The 20421-nt window shown below is 57.1% G+C and carries 14 protein-coding genes; 7 read left to right on the forward strand and 7 right to left on the reverse strand.

Annotated features, from left to right (window positions below; all coding sequences use genetic code 11):
- Nucleotides 1-66: 66 nt before the first annotated feature.
- Together groL and SFX18_01380 are read right to left on the reverse strand one after the other, a co-directional pair.
- Entirely contained in the window at nt 67-1686 is a 1620-nt protein-coding gene (gene groL / locus SFX18_01375) for a chaperonin GroEL (GenBank protein ID MDX1961770.1), read from the reverse strand.
- 141 nt (nt 1687-1827) lie between these two features.
- Complete coding sequence (locus tag SFX18_01380) at nt 1828-2163, reverse strand: co-chaperone GroES (protein ID MDX1961771.1); 336 nt, start codon at nt 2161-2163, stop codon at nt 1828-1830.
- 551 nt (nt 2164-2714) lie between these two features.
- On the opposite strand from SFX18_01380, the gene SFX18_01385 reads away from it, so the two are divergent.
- Complete coding sequence (locus tag SFX18_01385; GenBank protein ID MDX1961772.1) at nt 2715-4292, forward strand: PQQ-binding-like beta-propeller repeat protein; 1578 nt, start codon at nt 2715-2717, stop codon at nt 4290-4292.
- A 154-nt stretch (nt 4293-4446) separates the two neighbouring features.
- Here the strand turns inward: SFX18_01385 and SFX18_01390 are convergent, their stop codons facing one another.
- A complete protein-coding gene (locus tag SFX18_01390; protein ID MDX1961773.1) occupies nt 4447-5772 on the reverse strand; it encodes a CCA tRNA nucleotidyltransferase in 1326 nt (441 codons plus the stop codon).
- 234 nt (nt 5773-6006) lie between these two features.
- Nucleotides 6007-8757, reverse strand: coding sequence for a type I DNA topoisomerase (topA, locus tag SFX18_01395; protein ID MDX1961774.1), 2751 nt, complete (start codon nt 8755-8757; stop codon nt 6007-6009).
- A gap of 489 nt (nt 8758-9246) precedes the next feature.
- Between topA and SFX18_01400 the strand changes: the two genes are divergently transcribed.
- Nucleotides 9247-10923 carry a hypothetical protein gene (locus SFX18_01400; protein MDX1961775.1) on the forward strand — a complete coding sequence of 559 codons (1677 nt, stop codon included), beginning with the start codon at nt 9247-9249 and terminating at the stop codon, nt 10921-10923.
- Nucleotides 10920-12149 carry a hypothetical protein gene (locus SFX18_01405; GenBank protein MDX1961776.1) on the forward strand — a complete coding sequence of 410 codons (1230 nt, stop codon included), beginning with the start codon at nt 10920-10922 and terminating at the stop codon, nt 12147-12149. Before SFX18_01400 ends, SFX18_01405 begins: the two co-directional genes overlap by 4 nt.
- 70 nt (nt 12150-12219) lie before the next feature.
- On the opposite strand, the gene ispF is transcribed toward SFX18_01405, so the two are convergent.
- Nucleotides 12220-12702, reverse strand: a complete 483-nt coding sequence (gene ispF / locus SFX18_01410) for a 2-C-methyl-D-erythritol 2,4-cyclodiphosphate synthase (protein ID MDX1961777.1) — start codon at nt 12700-12702, stop codon at nt 12220-12222.
- 252 nt (nt 12703-12954) lie between these two features.
- Between ispF and SFX18_01415 the strand changes: the two genes are divergently transcribed.
- The 3 genes from SFX18_01415 to SFX18_01425 all read left to right on the forward strand — a co-directional run bounded on the left by SFX18_01415 (nt 12955) and on the right by SFX18_01425 (nt 16336).
- The gene (locus SFX18_01415) at nt 12955-14115 is read left to right on the forward strand and encodes a Gfo/Idh/MocA family oxidoreductase (protein MDX1961778.1); all 1161 of its coding nucleotides are present in this window, start codon (nt 12955-12957) and stop codon (nt 14113-14115) included.
- A 127-nt stretch (nt 14116-14242) separates the two neighbouring features.
- Nucleotides 14243-15367: a hypothetical protein gene (locus SFX18_01420; GenBank protein ID MDX1961779.1), complete on the forward strand. Its 1125-nt coding sequence runs from the start codon at nt 14243-14245 to the stop codon at nt 15365-15367.
- A 582-nt stretch (nt 15368-15949) separates the two neighbouring features.
- A complete protein-coding gene (locus tag SFX18_01425; protein MDX1961780.1) occupies nt 15950-16336 on the forward strand; it encodes a hypothetical protein in 387 nt (128 codons plus the stop codon).
- 473 nt (nt 16337-16809) lie between these two features.
- Here the strand turns inward: SFX18_01425 and SFX18_01430 are convergent, their stop codons facing one another.
- Both SFX18_01430 and SFX18_01435 read right to left on the reverse strand, forming a co-directional pair.
- Nucleotides 16810-18141, reverse strand: coding sequence for a UDP-glucose/GDP-mannose dehydrogenase family protein (locus SFX18_01430; protein MDX1961781.1), 1332 nt, complete (start codon nt 18139-18141; stop codon nt 16810-16812).
- A 251-nt stretch (nt 18142-18392) separates the two neighbouring features.
- On the reverse strand, nt 18393-18983 hold the full coding sequence (locus SFX18_01435) for an antitermination protein NusG (protein ID MDX1961782.1): 591 nt from the start codon (nt 18981-18983) through the stop codon (nt 18393-18395).
- Nucleotides 18984-19249: 266 nt separating this feature from the next.
- Here SFX18_01435 and wecB point away from each other — a divergent pair, with 266 nt between their 5' ends.
- Nucleotides 19250-20344, forward strand: a complete 1095-nt coding sequence (gene wecB / locus SFX18_01440; GenBank protein MDX1961783.1) for a UDP-N-acetylglucosamine 2-epimerase (non-hydrolyzing) — start codon at nt 19250-19252, stop codon at nt 20342-20344.
- The last annotated feature ends 77 nt before the right edge of the window (nt 20345-20421 follow it).

Genomic DNA, 20421 nt, shown 5'->3' on the forward strand with positions numbered 1-20421 from the left:
GGGGAAGTTCCCGGGCGTTTTTGCAAATAAATATTGCCAATCAATCGACTTTACCGCGACCGGCTCTTAGTACATGTCGTGGTCGCCACCGTGGCCCTTTTTCTTGTCGTCTTTCTTGGGCTTGTCGGCAATGAGCGCGTCGCTGGTTAACAGCAACGTGCTAACGCTGGCGGCGTTTTGCAGGGCGGAGCGGGTCACCTTGGTCGGATCGATCACACCCGCTTTGACCAGGTCTTCAAATTCGCTGGTGGCGGCGTTATAGCCAAAGTTTTCTTTCCCCTCCAGGACCTTTTCGCAAATGACGCTACCATCTTGGCCGGCGTTGGTCACGATCATGGTCAGCGGAGCGCGGCACGCCCGCAACACGATGTTGTAACCGACGACTTCGTCCCCTTGTAGACCCTCGGGCTTGCACTTGCTGGCCGCCCGCAACAGGGCCACGCCCCCACCCGGCAAAATGCCTTCTTCCACGGCGGCGCGGGTGGCGTGCAGGGCGTCTTCAACACGGGCTTTCTTTTCCTTCATTTCGCTTTCCGTCGCGCCGCCGACGTTCACCTTGGCCACGCCACCGGCTAGCTTCGCCAGGCGTTCCTCCAGCTTTTCGCGGTCATAGTCGCTAGTGCTGGCGGCAATCTCGCGGCGGATTTGTTCAATACGGGCCTTGATGTCGTTGGACTTGCCGGCCCCTTCGATGATGGTGGTGTTGTCCTTATCAATGACGACCTTCTTGGCCCGGCCCAGGTCGGCCAACGTCAGGCTTTCCAGCTTGATGCCCAGGCTTTCAAAGACGGCGGTCGCGCCGGTTAAAATGCCGATGTCCTCAAGCATAGCCTTGCGGCGGTCGCCATAGCCGGGGGCTTTGACGGCGCACACCTGAAGTCCGGCCCGCAGACGGTTGATAACTAGCATGGCTAGGGCTTCCCCTTCGACCTCTTCACAGACGATCAACAGGGGCTTATTGGCGTTGATCACGGCTTCCAGCACCGGCACCAATTCTTTGACGTTGTTGATTTTCTTTTCATAGACCAAGACGTACGCGTCCTGCAGTTCGCAGGTCATATCGTTAGGATTGGTCACAAAGTAGGGAGAAAGATACCCGCGATCAAACTGCATCCCCTCTACCCAATCGATTTCGGTATGCAGGGATTTGCCCTCGTCCACGGTGATGACGCCGTCTTTGCCGACTTTTTCCATGGCGTCGGCCAGTTTATCGCCAATTTCGCGGTCGTTGTTGGCGGCGATGGTGGCGACGTTGGACATTTCGGACTTGTCCTTGATCTTGATCGACATCTTTTTCAGCTTATCGGTGATGTCGGCCACAGCCCGTTCGATGCCGTTTTTCATTTGGATGGGATTGACCCCCGCCACGACAGCCTTTAACCCTTCGTTAAAGATCGCCTCGGCCAGGACGGTCGCCGTGGTGGTGCCGTCCCCCGCGACATCACTGGTCTTGCTGGCGACCTCGCGAACCATGCGGGCGCCCATGTTCTCATAGACGTCCTCCAGGTCGATTTCCTTCGCCACGGTCACGCCGTCCTTGGTCACCGTGGGCGAGCCGAACGACTTTTGGAGAATCACATTCCGCCCCTTGGGGCCGAGTGTCACCTTGACCGCTTTGGCTAGTTTGGACACGCCACGGCGAATCGCTTCGCGGGCTTCTTGATCAAACGCAATCATCTTTGCCATGTCAGACAACTCCCAAAAATATGAACTTGAATCGGATCGAATTGAATTGAATTTTGTTAATGGGGCTAAGGCATCCCAGGGGAAATTGCCAAGCCCGTGACACTCGCGCGCCTTCCCGGAGAATGTTATTACGTGGAACGCTTACTCGATGACGGCCAGGATTTCGTCCTCGCGCATCAAAATCAGTTCGTCATCGCCAACCTTAAAATTCTCTCCCGCATAACTGGTAAAGATCACACGGTCACCCGGCTTGATCTGCAGGGGGTGCCGCTTGCCGTCCTTGGTCAGACGCCCTTCCCCCACGCTAATGACAATGCCGCGGGCGGGCTTATTTTTGGCCGATTCGGGCAAGAGAATCCCGCCGGCGGTTTTGGATTCGGATTCTTCGCGTTCAATCACCACGCGATCCCCCAGCGGTTGAAGCTTGAAATTGCTGGAGGCGGGTTTTTTCTTGGGTGCTTTGGTGGCCGTGGACATGAACGATCAATCCTCCTAAAAATGCGACTATGTAAAAGGTTGAGCCGAAACAATCTACTAAAAAACAGCCTACTTCTCATCTGATACATCAACCCCTTAGGGGGCGTGTTCTCCTGCCAGTTCTGCAGTTGGACCATAGGCACCGTTACTGTTATTGCAAGTCGTGCGCCAAATTCATTTTACAAAATGTAAGTCTCTTCACAGTATAGTGTTATAGAAATATGAACCTCGCGAATTCCACAAGGATTTTCCATTCGCGCCACCTCTGCTTCGTGCCAATTTCGGCGTCTGGATGCCATTTTGACAGGTTTTGATAAAGTGCATACATTTGGCCGCAACACTCCACTTGCTCCCCCCGGGGCGAAAATAAAATTCCTCCGCCCGAATTCTTAAAAACCAGCCTCAAGCTGTTTCGCCACGGGGATGGCTGAATTATCCTAAAGAATTGGGTGGAACAGGGTGGCAAGGAAATTTCCGAGGCACTATTGGTTTCACCCGGGCGGCGCTCCTCCAAATTTTTCGAGATTGATTTTTTTCTGGAACATACCTCCATGTTACGACTGCAACTATTGCGGTTATGCGCGGGAATGATCTGCTTTGTGGCAGGGGTGGCGGGCCAAGCCCCGCTAACCGCCCAAGAGTTGATTTCCCAACTCGCGGCCAATCGTCTGGGTTTGACCCGGGGATGGTTTGCGCAGGCTCCATTATCCGTGGGGCGGCAACAGGTTGTGGATGCGCAATTTCATTCGGGCGAATTGTTTGTCTTGACCGAGACCGGTAACCTGGTCAGTTATAACGGCGTCAATGGCGCCGTAAATTGGAATCTGCGCCTTGGCGAACCTAACCGTCAATATCAGTCTTTAGGCGTGGGCGAAGAAGGCGTCGCCGTCAGCAACACGACCTGGCTGTATTTTGTCGGACGTAAGGACGCCAAGGTTATCGACAATAGCGTGGATCCCCTCGCCGAAAAGTCCACCACACGCCGCACCGCGGCCGAAAGTTTGCGCTATCGCACCGTGCCGCAGACTGGCCTGTTGGTGTTTTCAGCCCCGTTGCCCCATGTGCCCACAACCGGTCCCGCCGCGACCAGCGCGGGGGTCTTTGTGCCGACTTCTATTGGCACGATTGACCGGTTTGACAGCCAGGCCGATGCCAGCACAAGGCTACTCACGGGAATTCAAGCCGACGGCGTGGTAAATTGTCCGCCGGCCGCCAATGCCACGAATATGGCCTGGATGACGGATAAAGGGACCGTCGGCCTGTGTGATGCCACGGGAGAGGATGTATTTTTTACCTATCGCATGCAAGGGATGGGTTCGCAATCGCCCGTATTGACCGGCGCCGGGGTTTATGCCATTTCTGATTATGGCACACTGGCTTTTTTCCCCGATTTATCGGGAGAGCCATTATGGATGAATAGCATCGGAGCCAAACCGCGCAGCACCCCGCTGGTGGTCAAGGATGCCATCTACATCATCAGCGTCGATGGTCGATTATTTAAGCTATCAGCGCAAGATGGACGCGAATTGTGGCAGATCAACGGCTATCGCAATGTGTTGTCCGTATCGCCAACCAAGCTCTATGTCATCAATGAGACCCGCGAATTATGCGTCCTGCAAGCCAGCAGCGGCGCGGTGCTGGGCAAGCTGCCCATACCGGTATTCGCCTTTCCGGTGCTGAATCCCCATTCCGATCAGATTTTTTTGGTCAGTGCCAATGGCGTCATTCAAGAGTTTCATGAAACCGCCAGCGCCGAGCGGCAAAATTACTTTGAACCACGTCGTCTCACGGATAAGGAACAAAAGGAAAACGCCAAACCCAAGCTGGTCAAACCGGCAACGCCGGGAACGCCCAGTGAAGAGGATCCCGCCAATTTGGACCCCTTTGCCGAACCGGGCGCGCCGATGCCGATGCCCCAGGCCGATCCCGCCGCGGATCCCTTTGCGGATGCGAATGTGGGCAAGGCAGATGCGCCACCCGCCGCCGATCCGGCCAAACCGGCGGAAGACCCATTTGGCGATCCGGCCACCCCCCCGGAGAATATGCCGGCCAAGCCCGATACGGATCCGTTTGGAGAGGCCCCCAAGGATCCTAAGCCCCCCATGCCCGATGATCCTTTCGGCAAATAGCGTAGCATTTCAGCCCGCAGCGTCAGCCAGGGATCCCATATTTCAGCCCGCCGCGTGAGCAAGGGACCAGCGTATTTCAGCCCGCCGCGTTTTTCCAGGGAATATTCCGCGGCCATCCATTGGGCTTTTCCCATCTCACTTTATCCGCGGTACCTCATTCCCGTGCCATTAGCTGTAACGCGAATTTGATCGCCTCGGCTTGAGTCACTATCTGGCCATCGAGCTGCGCGTTTCGCAATGTTTGCAACAGGTTGGCAAATGTTGGCCCGGGACGCAATCCTTGTTTGATCAAATCCTGCCCCGTGATCAACGGCGGGGGGTTAAGCTCTCCCTCGGTCAGGTTCAGCTTTTGGCGGCAATAGTCCAGGTCCGCTTCGCTCACTCCCCGCGGCCGCGTTTGCGTCCAATCCAACAATTCGACGATATGCGGCTGAATTAACACCGGCTGCACCCGCGACCAAGGGCGGCTGCTGGCTTGTGCTAAGCTTTGCGTCACATACTGCTCCGCCAGCCAGATGGTCTGGCTGATTTCCGCGTTGGATAATTTCCAGCGTCGGCCCACCCGTAGGACCGTTTCCCCGATTTGTCGCGCGCCGGGAGAACCACTCACCCCCCCCAAAGTTTCGCTGTGTGATAATGCCGCGCTTTCCGCCATGCCCACAACCAGCATGGCCAGCACCAGGGGAAAGCTGGGCCGCGACAGTCCGCCAATATCCCCCAATGTTTGTTCCCAGACGGATAATTCCGCGGGAGTCGCGCTGGGGGCGAGATTCCATTCCGGCAGGATTGTCCCTAGCAATTTTGTGGAGCGTAACAGTTCTAAACCCTGCGCGCGGCGGGGAAGGACAAACAGCTTGCGCAGTTCCGCGGCGATCCGCTCCGCGCTGACACTGGCCAGCGCGGGGGCCATTTGGCGGATGGCCGCCCCGGTGGCATCTTCCAGGCGAAAGCCAAAGCGCGCGGTAAACCGGACCGCCCGCAGCATGCGCAGCTTGTCCTCGGTAAAGCGGGCCAAGGGATCGCCAATCGCGCGCACGACTTTCCCATGCAGGTCCTCCTGTCCGCCGACGTAGTCAATCACCGTCTCGGCCACGGGATCATAAAACATGCCGTTGATTGTAAAGTCCCGGCGCAGGGCGTCTTCCTCCGCCGTGCAAAACGCAACCGCGTCCGGCCGCCGGCCATCACTGTAACCCAGGTCCTGGCGAAAGGTGACCACCTCCACGATGCCCACCGAGGGAGGACCGACAACGGCAATCACGCCAAACTCGGCGCCAATCTCGAGCGTCCGCTTTTTGCCAAAGACTTGCCGGATTTGCGGCGGTTGCGCGTTGGTCGCCACGTCATAATCCGTGGGTGTCAGGCCCAGCAGCATATCGCGGACGCAGCCGCCGGCAAAAAGAGCCTGAAAACCGCTCGCCCGCAATTGGCTGACAACGTGAAGCGCGAATTGGCGTTGTTCGGCGGGAATAAGCGTCATGAGGCTGGGGCCCCTAAGGCATAAGGGGAGAAACTACCACGACTGTGCCGCAATAACGGAAGCAGTCAAGAACCAACCCACAAACACCGGATGGGCTTCTTTGTAATGAATAACGACGTCAGAGTCCAATCAGACACTTGTGTGCCCAGCCCCCGCGCGACCCACGGTGGCGCCTGAATTCAAGCACAAAAGAAGATTACCGCTGGTAAAAATAAGTTCATCCGCGAATCGCGGCTATTCCTCCAACAAGACCTCTTCGTCCCGCGCGGAGGAAGTTTTGGCCGCTTTCTTCGCCGCTTTTTTGGCAGCTTTTTTCGGAGTGGCGACTTTGGCCGCTTTTTTGGCCACACTCGTTTTTTTGGCGGCTTTTTTCGCGCTCTTTTTCGCGCCCCGGCGACCGGTGGGGGGCCCGGCGGCGGCCCGCTCGGCCAGCAATTGAATCGCTTGTTCTAGCGTCGCTTCTTCGGCGGTGCTATTCCGCGGTAGAGAGGCATTGGTCACTCCATCCGCCACATACAGGCCGTATCGCCCGCTGCGCAGCTCGATGTTTTTTTGTGTGACTGGGGATAGTCCCAGTACCTTGAGCGGCGCGGCCGCCACGCCAAACGAACGTTTGGTGGACTTGGGTTGGGCCAATAGTTCGACCGCTTGCTCTAGGGTGACCCCCAACGGGGACTGATCGGCTGGCAAAGAGCGGGTATCGGAGCCGCTTTTGATATAGGGTCCGAATTTGCCGTTATAGGCTACGATATCTTCGCCGGTCTGCGGGTGTTGGCCCACGGTCCGGGGCAAAGCCAGCAAATTTACGGCGGTTGGCAGATCGATTTGCTCCAACGTCATCCCCTTTAAAAGGGAGGCGTTCTTTTTCTCGGGATCGTCGTTGGCACCCCGCTGAATATACGGACCAAACCGGCCATTTTTTAGAAAGATCGGTTTGCCTGTTTCGGGACAGATCCCCAGCGGTTCCTCGGACGCCTGCGACTGGCTGAGCAGCTCCAGGCATTTGGACAGGCTCATTTCGTCGGGGGCCAAGCCATCGGGAATGGAGCCTCGCCGCTCCCCTTGCTCGAGGAATGGCCCATACTTGCCCACGCGCACATGGATCGGTTCTTGGTTTTCGGGTTGGCCGATAAAGATGCGGCTGACGTCGCGGGCGTCGATTTCACCGACCTTGTGCTCTAGGTGTTTTTTTAGTCCCGGTGTCCCGTGGCCAAAATAAAACTTAGTCAAATAATTTAGACTGTTCGCTTCCCCCCGGCTGATGGCGTCCAGGTCTTCCTCCATTTGGGCGGTAAACTGGTAATCCACCAGGTCGGTCAGGTGGTTTTCCAGCAGTTGCGATACGGCAAAGGCCGTCCATGTGGGGACCAGGGCGTTGCTCTTTTTGTACACATATTCGCGGGCCAGAATGGTGTCAATAATACTGGCGTAGGTGCTCGGTCGGCCGATGCCCATTTCTTCCAGCGCTTTGGTCAGGGCGGCTTCGGTATAGCGGGCGGGGGGTTGGGTGGTGTGGGATTTGGCATCGAGCGCCAGGCACTTGAGTAGTTCATCGCGAACAACCTGGGGCAGGGTGGTTTCTTCACCCCCGTGCAAAGGCTCCGCTTCGTCGGTCCCTTCGGCATACGCCTTTAAAAATCCCGCAAATTCCACCACGCTGCCGGCCACGCGAAAAATGCAGCCGTCCGCTTCGATCAAGATCGTGGTCCGCCGCAAACGGGCGTCTTCCATTTGCGAGGCGATCGTCCGCTTCCAAATTAACTCAAACAGGCGGTAATCATCCACGCCCAGCACGCCGTTCATGACGCCCGGTTTTTGAAAAGGATGCCCGGCGGGACGGATGGCCTCGTGGGCTTCCTGGGCGTTTTTGACTTTATTTTGGTAAACTCGGGGCTGTCCGGGAAGGTATTCCGCGCCATATTCCGAGCGGACCAGATCGCGCGCGGCCTCGATTGCCACGCTGGCCAAATTGGTCGAATCGGTACGCATGTAGGTGATATGGCCGTTTTCGTACAGGCTTTGGGCGACTTGCATCGTGCGGCGCGCGGTAAAGCCCAATTTGCGGTTCGCTTCTTGTTGCAAGGTGCTGGTGGTGAACGGCGGAGCGGGCTTTTGGGTGTAGGGTTTTTCCTCGATCGAGACGACTTTAAATTGGGCTTTTTCCAACCGGGCGCGCAGGCTGGCGGCGCCGGTCTCGTCCATAAAATACAAGTCGGGATTTTTAAGCTTGCCCGTCGCCGCGTCAAAATCCTTGCCCACGGGTAGTTTGCGGCCATCCACGCTGTCCAAAACCGCGCGAAAGTTGGTGCCGCCGCTAGCCTTTTGAAATAATCCCTCCAAGTCCCACCAGCTGGCCGAGACAAACTTCATCCGGTCCCGCTCCCGCTGCACGATCAGCCGGACCGCCACGCTTTGCACGCGACCGGCGGATAGCTTAGGCCGGACTTTGCGCCATAACAGGGGAGAAACCTCGTACCCGTACAGGCGGTCCAAAATTCGGCGCGTTTCTTGTGCTCGGACCAGATCGTTGTCGATTTGACGCGGATTTTCCAGGGCTTCGTTGATGGCTTCCTTGGTGATTTCATGAAAAACCAACCGGTGGACCGGCACCCGTGGTTGCAAGACCTCGTTGAGATGCCAGCTAATTGCCTCCCCTTCGCGATCCTCGTCCGTTGCCAGGTAGACATCCTTGGCGTCCTTGAGCAGGGCCTTTAATTTTGCCACCTGCGCCTTTTTTTCCGCCGGAATAATGTACAGCGGATCAAAGTCGCGATCGACATTCACCCCCAGGCGGGACCAGGGTTCCTTGCGATATTGAGCGGGGATTTCCTTGGCCCCTTGGGGGAGGTCGCGGATATGGCCGATGCTGGCTTCGACCTGATAGCCGGAGCCGAGGAATTTGCCAATCGTGCGGGCCTTGGCGGGTGATTCGACAATCACCAGCGAAACCCCGGCGGCGGCGGATTTGGAGGATTTTTTGGCCATCGGCTTAAAAAATGACTTCTTTATAAGGTTGGGCTGCGGTAAATCCACAACCCGGGACCAACGATTGCTCAATCATCCGCGGCGTACCCAGGTGGTCCCCCGGGGGACGGATGTTGATCGTGGAGGAGATGCGGGAATGCTGATTTTTATTCTGCCGTCGGGCATTTGCCCAGTTGAAACCGTGTAAAAATGTTACGGCCTGCCAGCCGGAGGGTTCAGGTGAATGGATTTTTTTAGCCTAGCAGGAAGGGAGTCGGCCAACGCGGGATGCGTTACGTAACTCTTGTCATAGTTTCAAGTTGGGATTGCAATTGTCTCTGCCGGGCCTACAATCGCAAAATGAGGGACCGCTGGTGAAAGGCCAGTTGGCTTCTTGTAATCGGATACCGGTCAAATCGCTGGCTGTCAAGCCACTCTTGCGAATTCACCAATCAGATTGCCCAATTTAACAAACGTCACATTCCAATATTTATGCAGGAAACGCGGACCATGGAGAGTCCCTTCGATCTATTTCGTAAAAATCAAAAATTTTGGCTGGGGACGCTGGCGATCATGGCCATGCTGGCCTTTGTGGTCTTGCCCCCGCTCATGCAACTGATGCAAGAGCGCCAGTTGGATAACCAGCAATCCGACAGCCTAACAGTGGGCACCTGGAACAAAGGCACCCTGACCACGCCGCAATTGTACGGCTATGTGTCGGACGATGTGCTGCTCAATCGCTTTTTGTATTTGATCAAATTGCGCGCCCAGGCCAAGGCCGAAGCTCTCGCGAGTGGCGCCTCCGAAGCGCAAATCCCCTTGTTTGAGCAGATCTTTGGCCAGAATCCAAATTTTCGTCGGTATAGTTTACAGGAATTTAATCAATTGGCCGGACCCCTGGCCCTTTCCGAGTTGGATTCGCTCTTGGTCATGCTCTACGACCGCTTGGCGACGGATATGGGCATCGAAGTTAGCGATGACACGGTCAATCAGTTCTTGGACAATTTTCGCGAAGCCACCGCCCAAACCAACGCCCTGCAAGCACCCGATAAACCCCCCACCGTGGGCGTGGTGACCGCCGCGGAATTTGATGAGATTCGCGGGCTGTTGCAGCAGCAGCGGCCGTATTTTTCCAATGACTATATTTTTTCGCTGGTGCGTCGCTTATTGGCCCGACACATGGCCTACGTCGCCACCCAAAAGCAACTGTTTTATTTTACCCCGCTGGACCGCTGGAATTTTTTTATGCGGCTGAACCAACGGGTGTCGCTGGCGGCAATTCCCATCCCGGTGGGCAATTTTTTAGACCAAGTAAAGACACCGGCGGGGGATGTGCTGCAAAAATACTTTGAAGAGCACAAAAATCGCTTGCCTAATCCGCTGACGGGTGAACCCGGTTTTAAGGTTCCGCAGTTGGCAACGTTTCAGTATTTTCGCGTCGACTTTGCCGCGCTAGAGGCCGCCCAAAAGCCCTTGATCACCGACGCGGAGATCGAAAAGTACTATAACGAGCATAAAGATTTGTTTGTGAAGCGGGAGTTACCCGCCCTCCCCGGTCTTAACCTGCCACCCAGCGGCAATCCGGTACCGGGCGAAAACGCGCCCCCGGCCGAGGCATCGGGCAACTCCAGCCTTCTGCCGGGTCTCGAGAGCACACCCCCGGCCGCCGAAGCTGAAAAAACCGCCGAGCCGATGCCCCCTGCCGACTCCGCCAAAGCTACCGAACCACCCGCGTCGGAATCAAAAACGGCGGAACCACCCGCCGAAAATAAACCCGCTGAGGATAACTCCTCAAAAAATAACTCCACAGCTGAAAAATCCGACACGCCCCCGGCGAATCCGACTGAGCCAAAGACAACGGAGGATCCGCAGCCCGCTGCGGATGACGCAGCCCCCCCGGCAAAGTCTACCCCCGACAGCCCAGCGAAGCCCGACAGCCCAGCGACCCCCCCACGGATAAGCAATCCCGGCTGCGCGGTGCCGAAGGGAAAGTGCGGGTACTCACGGCGGCATTTTTACAAGAGCAATCGCCCCCAAACCCGGACGCCGTGCCAACTGCACCAAAGGCACAAGGGACCGACGCCCCACCAGCGGATACACCACCGAATGCCGCCACACCTACCGACCCTGCTACGACATCCACGACACCCGCCGCGACAACCCCAGCAGCGGATAATCCGCCAGTGACCACCTCCCCCCAGACCACTTCCGCAGACAGCAATTCCACAGACACCCCGGCAAAGAATCCCCCCGCGACCACCGACGCGGCGGTTCCACCCGCGGATGGCTCTAGCACCGGGGCCACGGACACGACCACCCAGTCCCCGACTAATCCGGCGACGAGTAATACAACCCCCTCTACTACGACTCCCCCCAATCCCGCCACGAGCCCCGCCCCTCCTAAACCGGTGGAATACCAGCCGTTGGCAGAAGTGCGGGATGAAATCCGCCAGCGTCTGGCACGGGAAAAGGCATTTACGGAAAAAGAACGAATTTTGAACGCCTTGACCGAGAAAATGCTGGATCACGCCAATCTGCGCAAGGTCAAAGAACTGGACCATACCGATCCCACAAAGCCGTTCGTCTTTACCCCCTTTGCAGTCGAAGTCGTGGGCCAGGAAATGGCGATTGAGGGGCGAACCGTGACCTTGGTCTCGGCCGTGGACTTTGGCCGTAGCGAGCTAGCCCAGTCGCTGGTCAACGCGGGCGATAACCGGCAGTTTCCCCTCAGCCAGTTGGCCTTTAATCAAAAAATGCTAACCCCGTACTCTCCCACGCGCAGCCAATCGGCGACCGTCGACTTTTTATTTTGGAAGACGGACGTGCAGCCCGAACGGGTCCCCGACTGGTCCGAGTCCGCCATCCAACAGCAGGTTACCACCGCCTGGAAAATGATCGAGGCCAAAAAACTGGCCACCCAGCAAGCCGAAACCTGGGCGGCCAAGGCCCGGGCCGAGAATCGCTCGATCATTGATCTACATGGTCTGGATACGCAGATCCCCGCGGCGATAACGGTGTCGGACTTTGCCTGGCTCCAGCAGACAAATTTAACATCCTTTGATGAACCACCCCTTTATGAAATCACCAAGGTTCCGGGCATCGACCAGGCGGGTGAAACATTTATGCAGACGGTCTTTTCCCTGCCGGTCAATGGTATCGGAGTGACCAGCAACCAACCCGGCACGCAGGTGTACATTGTGCAAGTGACCAAAGCCCGTGATTTGGAAAAACTGCGCGAGCAATACTTGACCGAGAGTCGGTCCGAACAAACTTTTTCTCCTTACAATCGGGTGGGGGCCTTTGAGCGCGTCGAGTCGGAGCGGCAACTGTTTGAAAACCTGAAAAAGCAATATGGCGTGCAACTGACCCGCCCCTTGGGGACGGAAATGCTGGAAGAATGGAAGCTCGAGTAACCGCGCTATCCCTCGTCGGCCAGTAACTCCCACCCCGCGGCTCCTTCCCGTATTTCCTGCCCCAACGCGCTTACTCCGCGCGGCACACCAGCGCCACGCATTGGGCCATGATCGCTTCTTCCCGTCCCACGGCATCGACCCCTTCGCCGGTTTTGGCCTTGATGCCGACTTGACCGGCGTCAATTTGCAAGATCTGGGCCACGCGCGCGGCGATGGCCCCTTTATACGGCGATAATTTTGGCCGCTGCGCAAAGACAATACAGTCTAGATTTATAATCCGCCAACCCGCCGCGCGGATCCGCGCGTCGGCCACTTGCAACATTTCCGCCGAATTCCGCCCCCGGTTGGCGGGGTCGGTATCGGGAAAAAGTTCCCCGATATCCCCCAGGGCCGCCGCCCCTAACAGCGCGTCGGTGATCGCGTGAAGGAGCACATCGGCATCGCTGTGTCCCACCGCGCTGCGTGTCCAGGGGATGGAAACCCCGCCAATCAAGAGTGACCCACCATCCGTCAGTCGATGCGTGTCATGGCCCAGGCCAATACGGTAATTCATGGTAGCTCCCCTCCGCCGGAGGGGAGAGGGAAAAGGGGTTAGGGAACGGGGAACAGTGCAAGGGGTCAGGGGATAGGGGCAAGGGGGCTGGCACTAGTAATTCGTAGTTCGTAATCGTTCCTTGACACCGCGACTTACTCAAAATACGCTATCTTCCAGTCATTCTACGCCCAGCGGCGGCGTATTGGCAAACGCGGACCGGCCTCCCCGGACCGTGCTATTGGCAGCAGTTTTTGAGGAGTATCACGCGCCATGTCCCAAGCTACAGCACACCCATCGGCCAAACCACTCAATCTGGGCCTGATCGGCTACGGTTTTATGGGCCGGGCCCACACCAACGGTTACAAGCGGGTCAATGATTTTTTTGACCTGCCGTATCGGCCGGTGCTCAAGGCGGCTTGCGCCCGCAACGCCGAAAAGATCCAGGCGTTTGCCGACCAATGGGGGTATGAATCGATTGAGACCGACTGGCGCAAGCTGATCGAGCGCAAGGACATCGACGCGATTGATATTTGCGTGCCGAATAACCTGCACAAGGAGATCGCCATTGCCGCGGCCCGCGCGGGCAAGATGATTCTGTGCGAAAAGCCGCTGGCCATGAACACCGTCGAAGGGGAAGAGATGTGCGCGGCGGTGGAACAGGCCGGGGTTCCCAACACGGTTTGGTACAACTATCGCCGCGTTCCCGCGGTGACCATGGCCAAGCAACTGGTCGATGAGGGACGGCTGGGGCGGATTTTTCATTACCGGGCCAACTTTTTGCAGGACTGGACCATCAACGCCGACCTGCCCCAGGGGGGAAACGCCCTCTGGCGGTTGGATGTCGCCGCCGCCGGCTCCGGCGTGACCGGGGACTTGCTCGCGCATTGCATCGACACCGCCATTTGGATCAATGGTCGGATCAACACCGTGTCGGCCATGACCGAGACCTTTGTCAAGGAACGCCTGCACAACCTCACGGGCAAAAAAGAACCGGTCGGCATCGACGACGCCTGCGCTTTTCTGTGCCGCTTTGACAATGGTTCGCTGGGCCTGTTTGAATCGACCCGCTACGCCCGCGGGCATAAGGCGTTGTATACGTTTGAGATTAACGGCGAAAAGGCCTCGATCAAATGGGACCTGCACGACCTGCACCGCCTGCAATATTTTGAATATGGCGACGAGGGAAAGATGCGCGGCTGGAAATCCATCCATGTCACCGATGGCGACCAGCCGTACATGGGCCGGTGGTGGGTGCCGGGGCTGCAAATTGGCTACGAACACAGCTTTGTGCACCAGGTGGCGGACTTTTTGCAGGCCCTGGGGGATGGCAAGCCCTGCCCGCCGACCTTCCGCGACGCGCTCGAAACGCAAAAAATTTGTGACGCGGTCCTGGCCAGCGCAAAAACGGGACAATGGAATGAAGTTATCTAAATGTCATTTGTGGAAAGATATAATTTATCACATAAATAATTGGAAATTTTCAACCTAGTTGGATAACATAACGACATAGGAATTTACTTTATTGACAACCGATAACGAATTTGCAGGGGCAATCAAGATGCACACGCGTACGCAATTTGAATCCCTGGAACACCGCCTCCCCTTGGCTGGCAATATCACCGCCAGCTTTGACAATGGCGTCCTCACGCTGGCCGGCGACGACCTGGCCAACGCGGTCGAAGTCGGCCTGGCCGCTCCCGGGCAGGTGTTTGTTCAGGGCGTGGGCGATTTGCAACAAAACCAGCCCACGGCAATTAATGGCGTGGCCAACGGGACCCAAGTATTTACCGGCGTTGACAAGCTCTATGTGTATTTGCGCGGCGGCGATGACGAATTACGGGTCAATAATATCGCGCTTTCGGTCCTGCATGTCGAAGGGGGAACCGGCAGCGACAATGTCCGCATCGGCGCGCCCCAGGCGGCGTTTCTGGGGGCCTTGGGGAATATCAACGATGGTTCCGTGGGCGTGTCGCAAACATTGCGGGTCGATTTGGGGACCGGTGGGGATGAACTGGTCCGCCTGCAGCGGGTCTTTGGCGGCGCGGCGTGGGATCTCGACGCCACCAGCGCGCTCGCGCGGGTGCAGGTGTTTGACGCCTCAAGCGGCGCGGTCGATGTGCGCACCGGCGGCGGGAACGATTTGCTCTTGATTTACAATCATACGGCGCACGGCGTGGTCAATATAAACACGGACGGCGGTAACGACCAACTGCAACTGGTCAATAGCTCGCTGCGCAAGGATGCGTTTTTAATTGGCGGCGACGGGGATGACCTGTTTGGGCTGGATGTGAACAATTACGGCGGGTTGGTCCAGGCGGATACCGGCGCGGGGAATGATTTTCTGCTGTTTTCGCGGTCGGTCGCCGCCAAGGAAGTGCGGTTATTTACCGGCGGCGGCTTTGACACGCTGCTGGTCGGGCGCTATTACACCTCGCCCAATACGCTGGCCAACGGCGGCAGCACCGCCAAAAAGATCACCATCGACACCGGCGCGCAGACCGATACCGCGCACGTGGCGGCCAACGCGGTGGATGATTTTTATGCGGCGTATGGCGCGGGGGACGATAATGTGACGTTTGATTACAACCTGATCCGCCATCGGGGCACGGCGGACGGAGGAGGGGGCTCTAACCCGCTGACACAACTGGGTGGAAATAATTTGAAGTTTCTGAATTTTACCTAGATTACCCTGCTAGGAAATGGCATGTTCCCCGCTGGCAACCGGCACATTTTGCGGTCGGATTCTTATTGATAATTTTTTAGCTCTCAAGCAAATCGTAAATTTATCGAGTTCCTTATACTAATCGCTAGTAATCATAGCGCGGTTTTTACCAGTATACCAGAGGATTCCGCAACTCCGTTGGAGTAGGAGTTCATTGATTTTCCCCTTTACCCAGGGTTGTTCGCTGCGTTCCAACCCGTGGGCTTTGTTCCCCAGTATTACCAATGAACAGGGCGCGTTGCGGTACTCCCTCTCCCTCTGGGAGAGGGCCGGGGTGAGGGAATTTACCGCAACGCGGTTATGGAACTCAGCCCAGGGTTGCCGCGTAGCGGCTACCCTGGGAATACCGCAAGCCAAAAAATTCTACCGCAACGCGGTTGCGTTATCCGTAAACAATCTATTAATACTAGGTCCATTCGCAAATTGTTAGCCGTGCTGTTATCAAACTCTTTATTCAATATTACTTTACCTAAACAAGTGTTTAATCGTTTTATCTTCTTAACGCACCGCAAATGCGACTGACCGGAATCAGGTTGACCCCCGATGCACCGTGAAATCCAAATCCTGGCCTTGATTCAATTTTTGATCGTCGGCCTGTCGCATTTTTGCTATCCCCGCGCTTGGGCGGAGTTTTTTATCTGGCTGCGGGGGCGGGGTTATGCGGGCGTCTTTGTGCATGGCTTTCTCAGTTTGGCGCTAGGCTCGCTGGTTGTGGCGTTTCATCAGGTCTGGGCGGGACCAGCCGCCGTGCTGACCGTCGTCGGCTACATCTACCTTTTCAAGGCGGCACTTTGCTTCTTGTGGCCCGCCACCCAGATGGCCACGCTTGGTCGTGTCTCGGTTGAGCGCACTTGGGTGTTTATGGTACCCGGAGTGGTTTATATCCTCATCGCTGGCGTGCTAATGTATGCGCTCTGGGAAAAGCGGTAATAGATATTAACACGGCAAATTAAATGCACCGCAGGCCCTCGGAAGACTGGATGACGGGCCATTGAACACCGCAAAACACGGCAGAGCTCGTGTGGGTCAGGGTTAATTAGGGGTTCCCTGAGTAGCCACTGAGCATAAACCTCGGGCTGAGTTACCAAACCGCCTTGGGGAAGAAAGCAACCAATTCGGCAACGGAGTTGCCTCCTACAATTCTGCGCGCCCCGCACCGCCGATATCAACGGCCGCTTTGTGTGTGGTTAACGAGCACCCAGCATTCAAAAAAACCAGCAACCAAATACCGCGCTCCGCTGCGCGTCGCGGCTAAGCAAAACTCCCGCGTCCCGCGACTCTCGCCTCCCATCCCTCATTCCGCCGATACGAGCGGCGGCTTTGTGCGGGAGCAGCTTACCAAATACCAAACGCCAAAAACCAAACGCCACGTCCCGTCCGGCGGACGGGACCTACTTTCCTCCCTAGCCCAGTCCCCGTGCTTCGCCCAGGACGGGCGCTTTGCCAATACCGTAATATGTAAACCCGTATTGGCGGGCTGCTTCGGGGTTGAGGACATTCCGCCCATCAAAAACCAGTGGTCGGGCCAGGGCGCGTTTAAGCTCGTCCCAGTCGGGATTGCGGTAGTCCCCCCATTCGGTCACGATGGCCAGGGCGTCGGCACCGGCCGCGGCCGCCAGCGGATCGACGGCATAGTGCAGCTTATCTCCGTAAATTTTTCGCACGTTGGCCGTGGCCACCGGGTCATGCACCCTCACCACGCAACCCGCCCCCAGCAGTTGGTCGATCAGCACCAGCGACGAGGCCTCGCGGATGTCATCCGTCCGGGGCTTAAACGCCAACCCCCACACGGCTATGATTTTCCCCCGCAGTTCCCGCCCAAAGAATTGCTCGATCTTGCGAAAGAGGGTCTCTTTTTGCCGCAGATTGACTTGGTTTACCGCGTCCAAGAGCGTGGGTTGGATGCCGCACGCGCGGGCCAGTGCCGAAAGCGCCCGCACATCCTTGGGAAAGCAGCTTCCGCCGTAGCCGACTCCCGGCATGAGAAACTCAAACCCAATTCGGCGGTCATGGCCGATGCCGCGGCGGACCTCGTCGATGTCGGCCTCCAGCTTTTCACACAGGTTGGCGACTTCGTTGATAAAGCTGATTTTGGTCGAAAGCATGGCGTTGGCCACGTATTTGGCCATTTCAGCGCTTTCGGGGGTCATTACTAAAAATGGGTTGCCGCTTTGCAGGAAGGGCTCATACAGCAGGCGCAGAATCTCGCCCACCGGCGGACTGCGCACACCCACCACGACGCGGTCGGGGTTGAGAAAATCCTCGATTGCGGCCCCTTCCCGCAAAAATTCGGGGTTATTGGCCACTTCGCACTCGCGGCCGGTTAGCTCCATGAGCCGCTTGTGCACCTGGGCGTTCGTTCCAACGGGGACAGTGCTTTTAATAACGACAATCGCGTGCGGTTGCAGGTGCGGGGCCAGCCCCTCCAGCGCCTGCAGCATGTATTGCAAATCCGCCGAGCCGTCACTGGCGGCGGGGGTCCCCACGGCCAGAAAAACCAGCTTGGCCTGCGGAATGGCCGCTGCGGCCTGGGTGGTAAAGTGCAGCCGCCCCGCGCGCAGGTTCCGCTCGACCATTTCGGCTAGGCCTGGCTCATAAATGGGGACTTCGCCAGCGTTCAGCCGCGCGATCTTGCGTTCGTCAATATCGACGCAAAAGACCTGATTGCCGCTTTCGGCAAAGCAGGTTCCCGTGACCAGGCCAACGTATCCGGTGCCAATAATTGCGATCTTCATGGTGTATCGGAAATGTGAGTGCGCAAGCGGTAGTTCGGGGCGCGGGCATTAGCCCGCGATCCAAATGTTTACGGCTGAATATGTTGAAAAATGAGGATGAATCGGGCCTGTGATTATTAGCCTACGGGCACTAGCCCACAGTTGAATAACGCTCAAAAATCAAATTTAACCGGACGCTAGCGCGTTCCGGCTGATGGCATCAGCCGACGGGCGCTAGCCCACGGTTGTATGACCCCACGGTTAAATAACGCTCAAATCGGCTCCAGGTAGTAATCTTCCACTTCCAGCGACACGCCTTGCTGTAAAAAGCGGACTTCCACGATGAGGCGGGATTGCGTCCGCCGCTCGGCCACGGTCCCTTCCACGCCCAGGAGCGCGCCACTTTTGACGCGTACCCTTTGTCCGGGCTGCAGGCGGCTTTCCACGGTCAAGGGAGCATTTGCCGTGATCAGCCGTTCGACCTGGCTGAGGTCAAATTGCAGTTGCCTTTGGTCGGGCACCGCCAAGGTTTGGGAAATACGGTTGGTGGTCAAAGCCCGCCCCCGTTCCTCGGGGGTTCCCCATAAAAACAAATAACCCCCAAATAACGGAACTTGCGACTTGCGCCGCTTTCCCCCGATGACATGGGTGCGCGTCACCAGCGGCAGATAAAAGGGGATCTGCCAGGTGAGCAAGTCGCGAGCGAGCGATTTTTCTTGGCGGGCTTTGGTATAAATGGCCCACCACGCCCGCGCCGCGGGGTTAGCGGTTGTTTCCGGCGCGGTAGGGACCGTCGGCGCGTCGTGACTGTTGGCCAACAAATCCGGCGGGTAGAGGTGCGTTTCGGTGCGAATAAACGGCATATAACGGTCGTGGGGGGCGTTCCCCAAAAAGCCAGGGGCCAGGGACCGAGCCTAAATTTAGTAAAATGCTACGTTAGTATAGCATTTTATTCGCTCCGCCCGAGAGTGCATCCGCGGCGAATTCACTTGATTTCACGCGGATTTCACAATCGCATCATAGTCGGCCCAATCGGTTTGAGGTAAATTGTCGTTGAGGCGGGGATGGGGGCGGATAACGGACCAGGGGTTGTCGCCGCCGATTACTTTTTTCATTGTAAAAAAATCGCATGACTGCTGGACTTGCTTGTATTGCCGGTGCGCGCCCCAATTTTATGAAGATCGCCCCCCTGGTAAAGGCGTTTACGGCGGCAAATCTCGATCCCTATGTGATCCACACCGGCCAGCATTACGACGAAAAAATGAGCGAATCGTTTTTTCGCGATTTGGGCATTCCGCAACCGCGCGTCAATCTCGAGGTCGGTTCCGGCTCGCACGTCTTTCAAATTGCCGAGGTCATGAAACGTCTGGAGGCCGAATTTGCCAAACAGCCCCCTCGGGCGGTCGTTGTGGTGGGGGATGTGAATTCCACGGTGGCAGGAGCGATAACCGGGGTGAAGCTGGGGATCCCCGTCGCGCATGTGGAAGCAGGCCTGCGCAGCGGGGACCGATCAATGCCAGAGGAGACCAACCGCATTTTAACGGATGCCATTGCCGATTGGTTGTTTACCTCGGAACCGGCGGCCAATGACAACCTGCGGCGGGAAGGGGTGCCGGAGGAAAAAATCCACTTTGTGGGAAATGTCATGATCGACACGCTGCTGGAAAATCTGCGGCGCGCCCGGCAGGTCAAGGCATACGAACAGTTTGATGTGCCGTCGCGGGGATATGCGGTCTTGACCCTGCATCGCCCGTCCAATGTTGACCAACCGGAGCGGCTGCAATCGATTTTGCGGGCCATTACCCAACTGCACCGCCAGGTGCCGGTGCTGTTTGTGATGCATCCCCGGACGCAGGCCAAAATTCGCGAGTTTGGCTTTGCTGACCAACCGGAACTCAACGGCTACCGTTGGATCGATCCGCAGCCCTATCATTCCATGCTTAGTTTGACAGAAAATGCCCGCCTGGTTCTGACCGACTCCGGCGGTCTGCAAGAGGAAACCACCATGCTGGGCGTTCCCTGCCTGACCATTCGCGACAATACCGAGCGACCGATTACGATCGATGTGGGGAGCAACCGGCTGGTGTCGCATGAAACGGGCGTCCTAGCGACGGCTATTCGCGACTGTCTGGATATCAGCGACAAACCTTGGCAAGTGCCGGAATTGTGGGATGGACAGGCGGCGGTCCGCATCGCCGAGATTCTGCGGCGGGATTTGAACTAAGGAATGGGTGATTTTCCGTTATTCCCCACCGTAAATCGGAGATTTCTGATTGAACGGGGAGTGCTTTGGAATATTTC

This window comes from Pirellulales bacterium, assembly GCA_033762255.1.
In the GTDB taxonomy this organism is placed as follows: Bacteria; Planctomycetota; Planctomycetia; order Pirellulales; family JALHPA01; genus JANRLT01.

Bases quoted from the DNA above. Each gene is read 5' to 3' on its own strand.
- SFX18_01435 (MDX1961782.1), bottom strand. From the start codon at position 18,983: ATGCCGTTTATTCGCACCGAAACGCACCTCTACCCGCCGGATTTGTTG.
- SFX18_01390 (MDX1961773.1), bottom strand. From the start codon at position 5,772: ATGACGCTTATTCCCGCCGAACAACGCCAATTCGCGCTTCACGTTGTC.
- SFX18_01400 (MDX1961775.1), top strand. From the start codon at position 9,247: ATGGAGAGTCCCTTCGATCTATTTCGTAAAAATCAAAAATTTTGGCTG.
- groL (MDX1961770.1), bottom strand. From the start codon at position 1,686: ATGGCAAAGATGATTGCGTTTGATCAAGAAGCCCGCGAAGCGATTCGC.
- SFX18_01420 (MDX1961779.1), top strand. From the start codon at position 14,243: ATGCACACGCGTACGCAATTTGAATCCCTGGAACACCGCCTCCCCTTG.
- wecB (MDX1961783.1), top strand. From the start codon at position 19,250: ATGACTGCTGGACTTGCTTGTATTGCCGGTGCGCGCCCCAATTTTATG.
- SFX18_01425 (MDX1961780.1), top strand. From the start codon at position 15,950: ATGCACCGTGAAATCCAAATCCTGGCCTTGATTCAATTTTTGATCGTC.
- SFX18_01385 (MDX1961772.1), top strand. From the start codon at position 2,715: ATGTTACGACTGCAACTATTGCGGTTATGCGCGGGAATGATCTGCTTT.
- SFX18_01380 (MDX1961771.1), bottom strand. From the start codon at position 2,163: ATGTCCACGGCCACCAAAGCACCCAAGAAAAAACCCGCCTCCAGCAAT.
- ispF (MDX1961777.1), bottom strand. From the start codon at position 12,702: ATGAATTACCGTATTGGCCTGGGCCATGACACGCATCGACTGACGGAT.
- SFX18_01430 (MDX1961781.1), bottom strand. From the start codon at position 18,141: ATGAAGATCGCAATTATTGGCACCGGATACGTTGGCCTGGTCACGGGA.
- SFX18_01415 (MDX1961778.1), top strand. From the start codon at position 12,955: ATGTCCCAAGCTACAGCACACCCATCGGCCAAACCACTCAATCTGGGC.
- topA (MDX1961774.1), bottom strand. From the start codon at position 8,757: ATGGCCAAAAAATCCTCCAAATCCGCCGCCGCCGGGGTTTCGCTGGTG.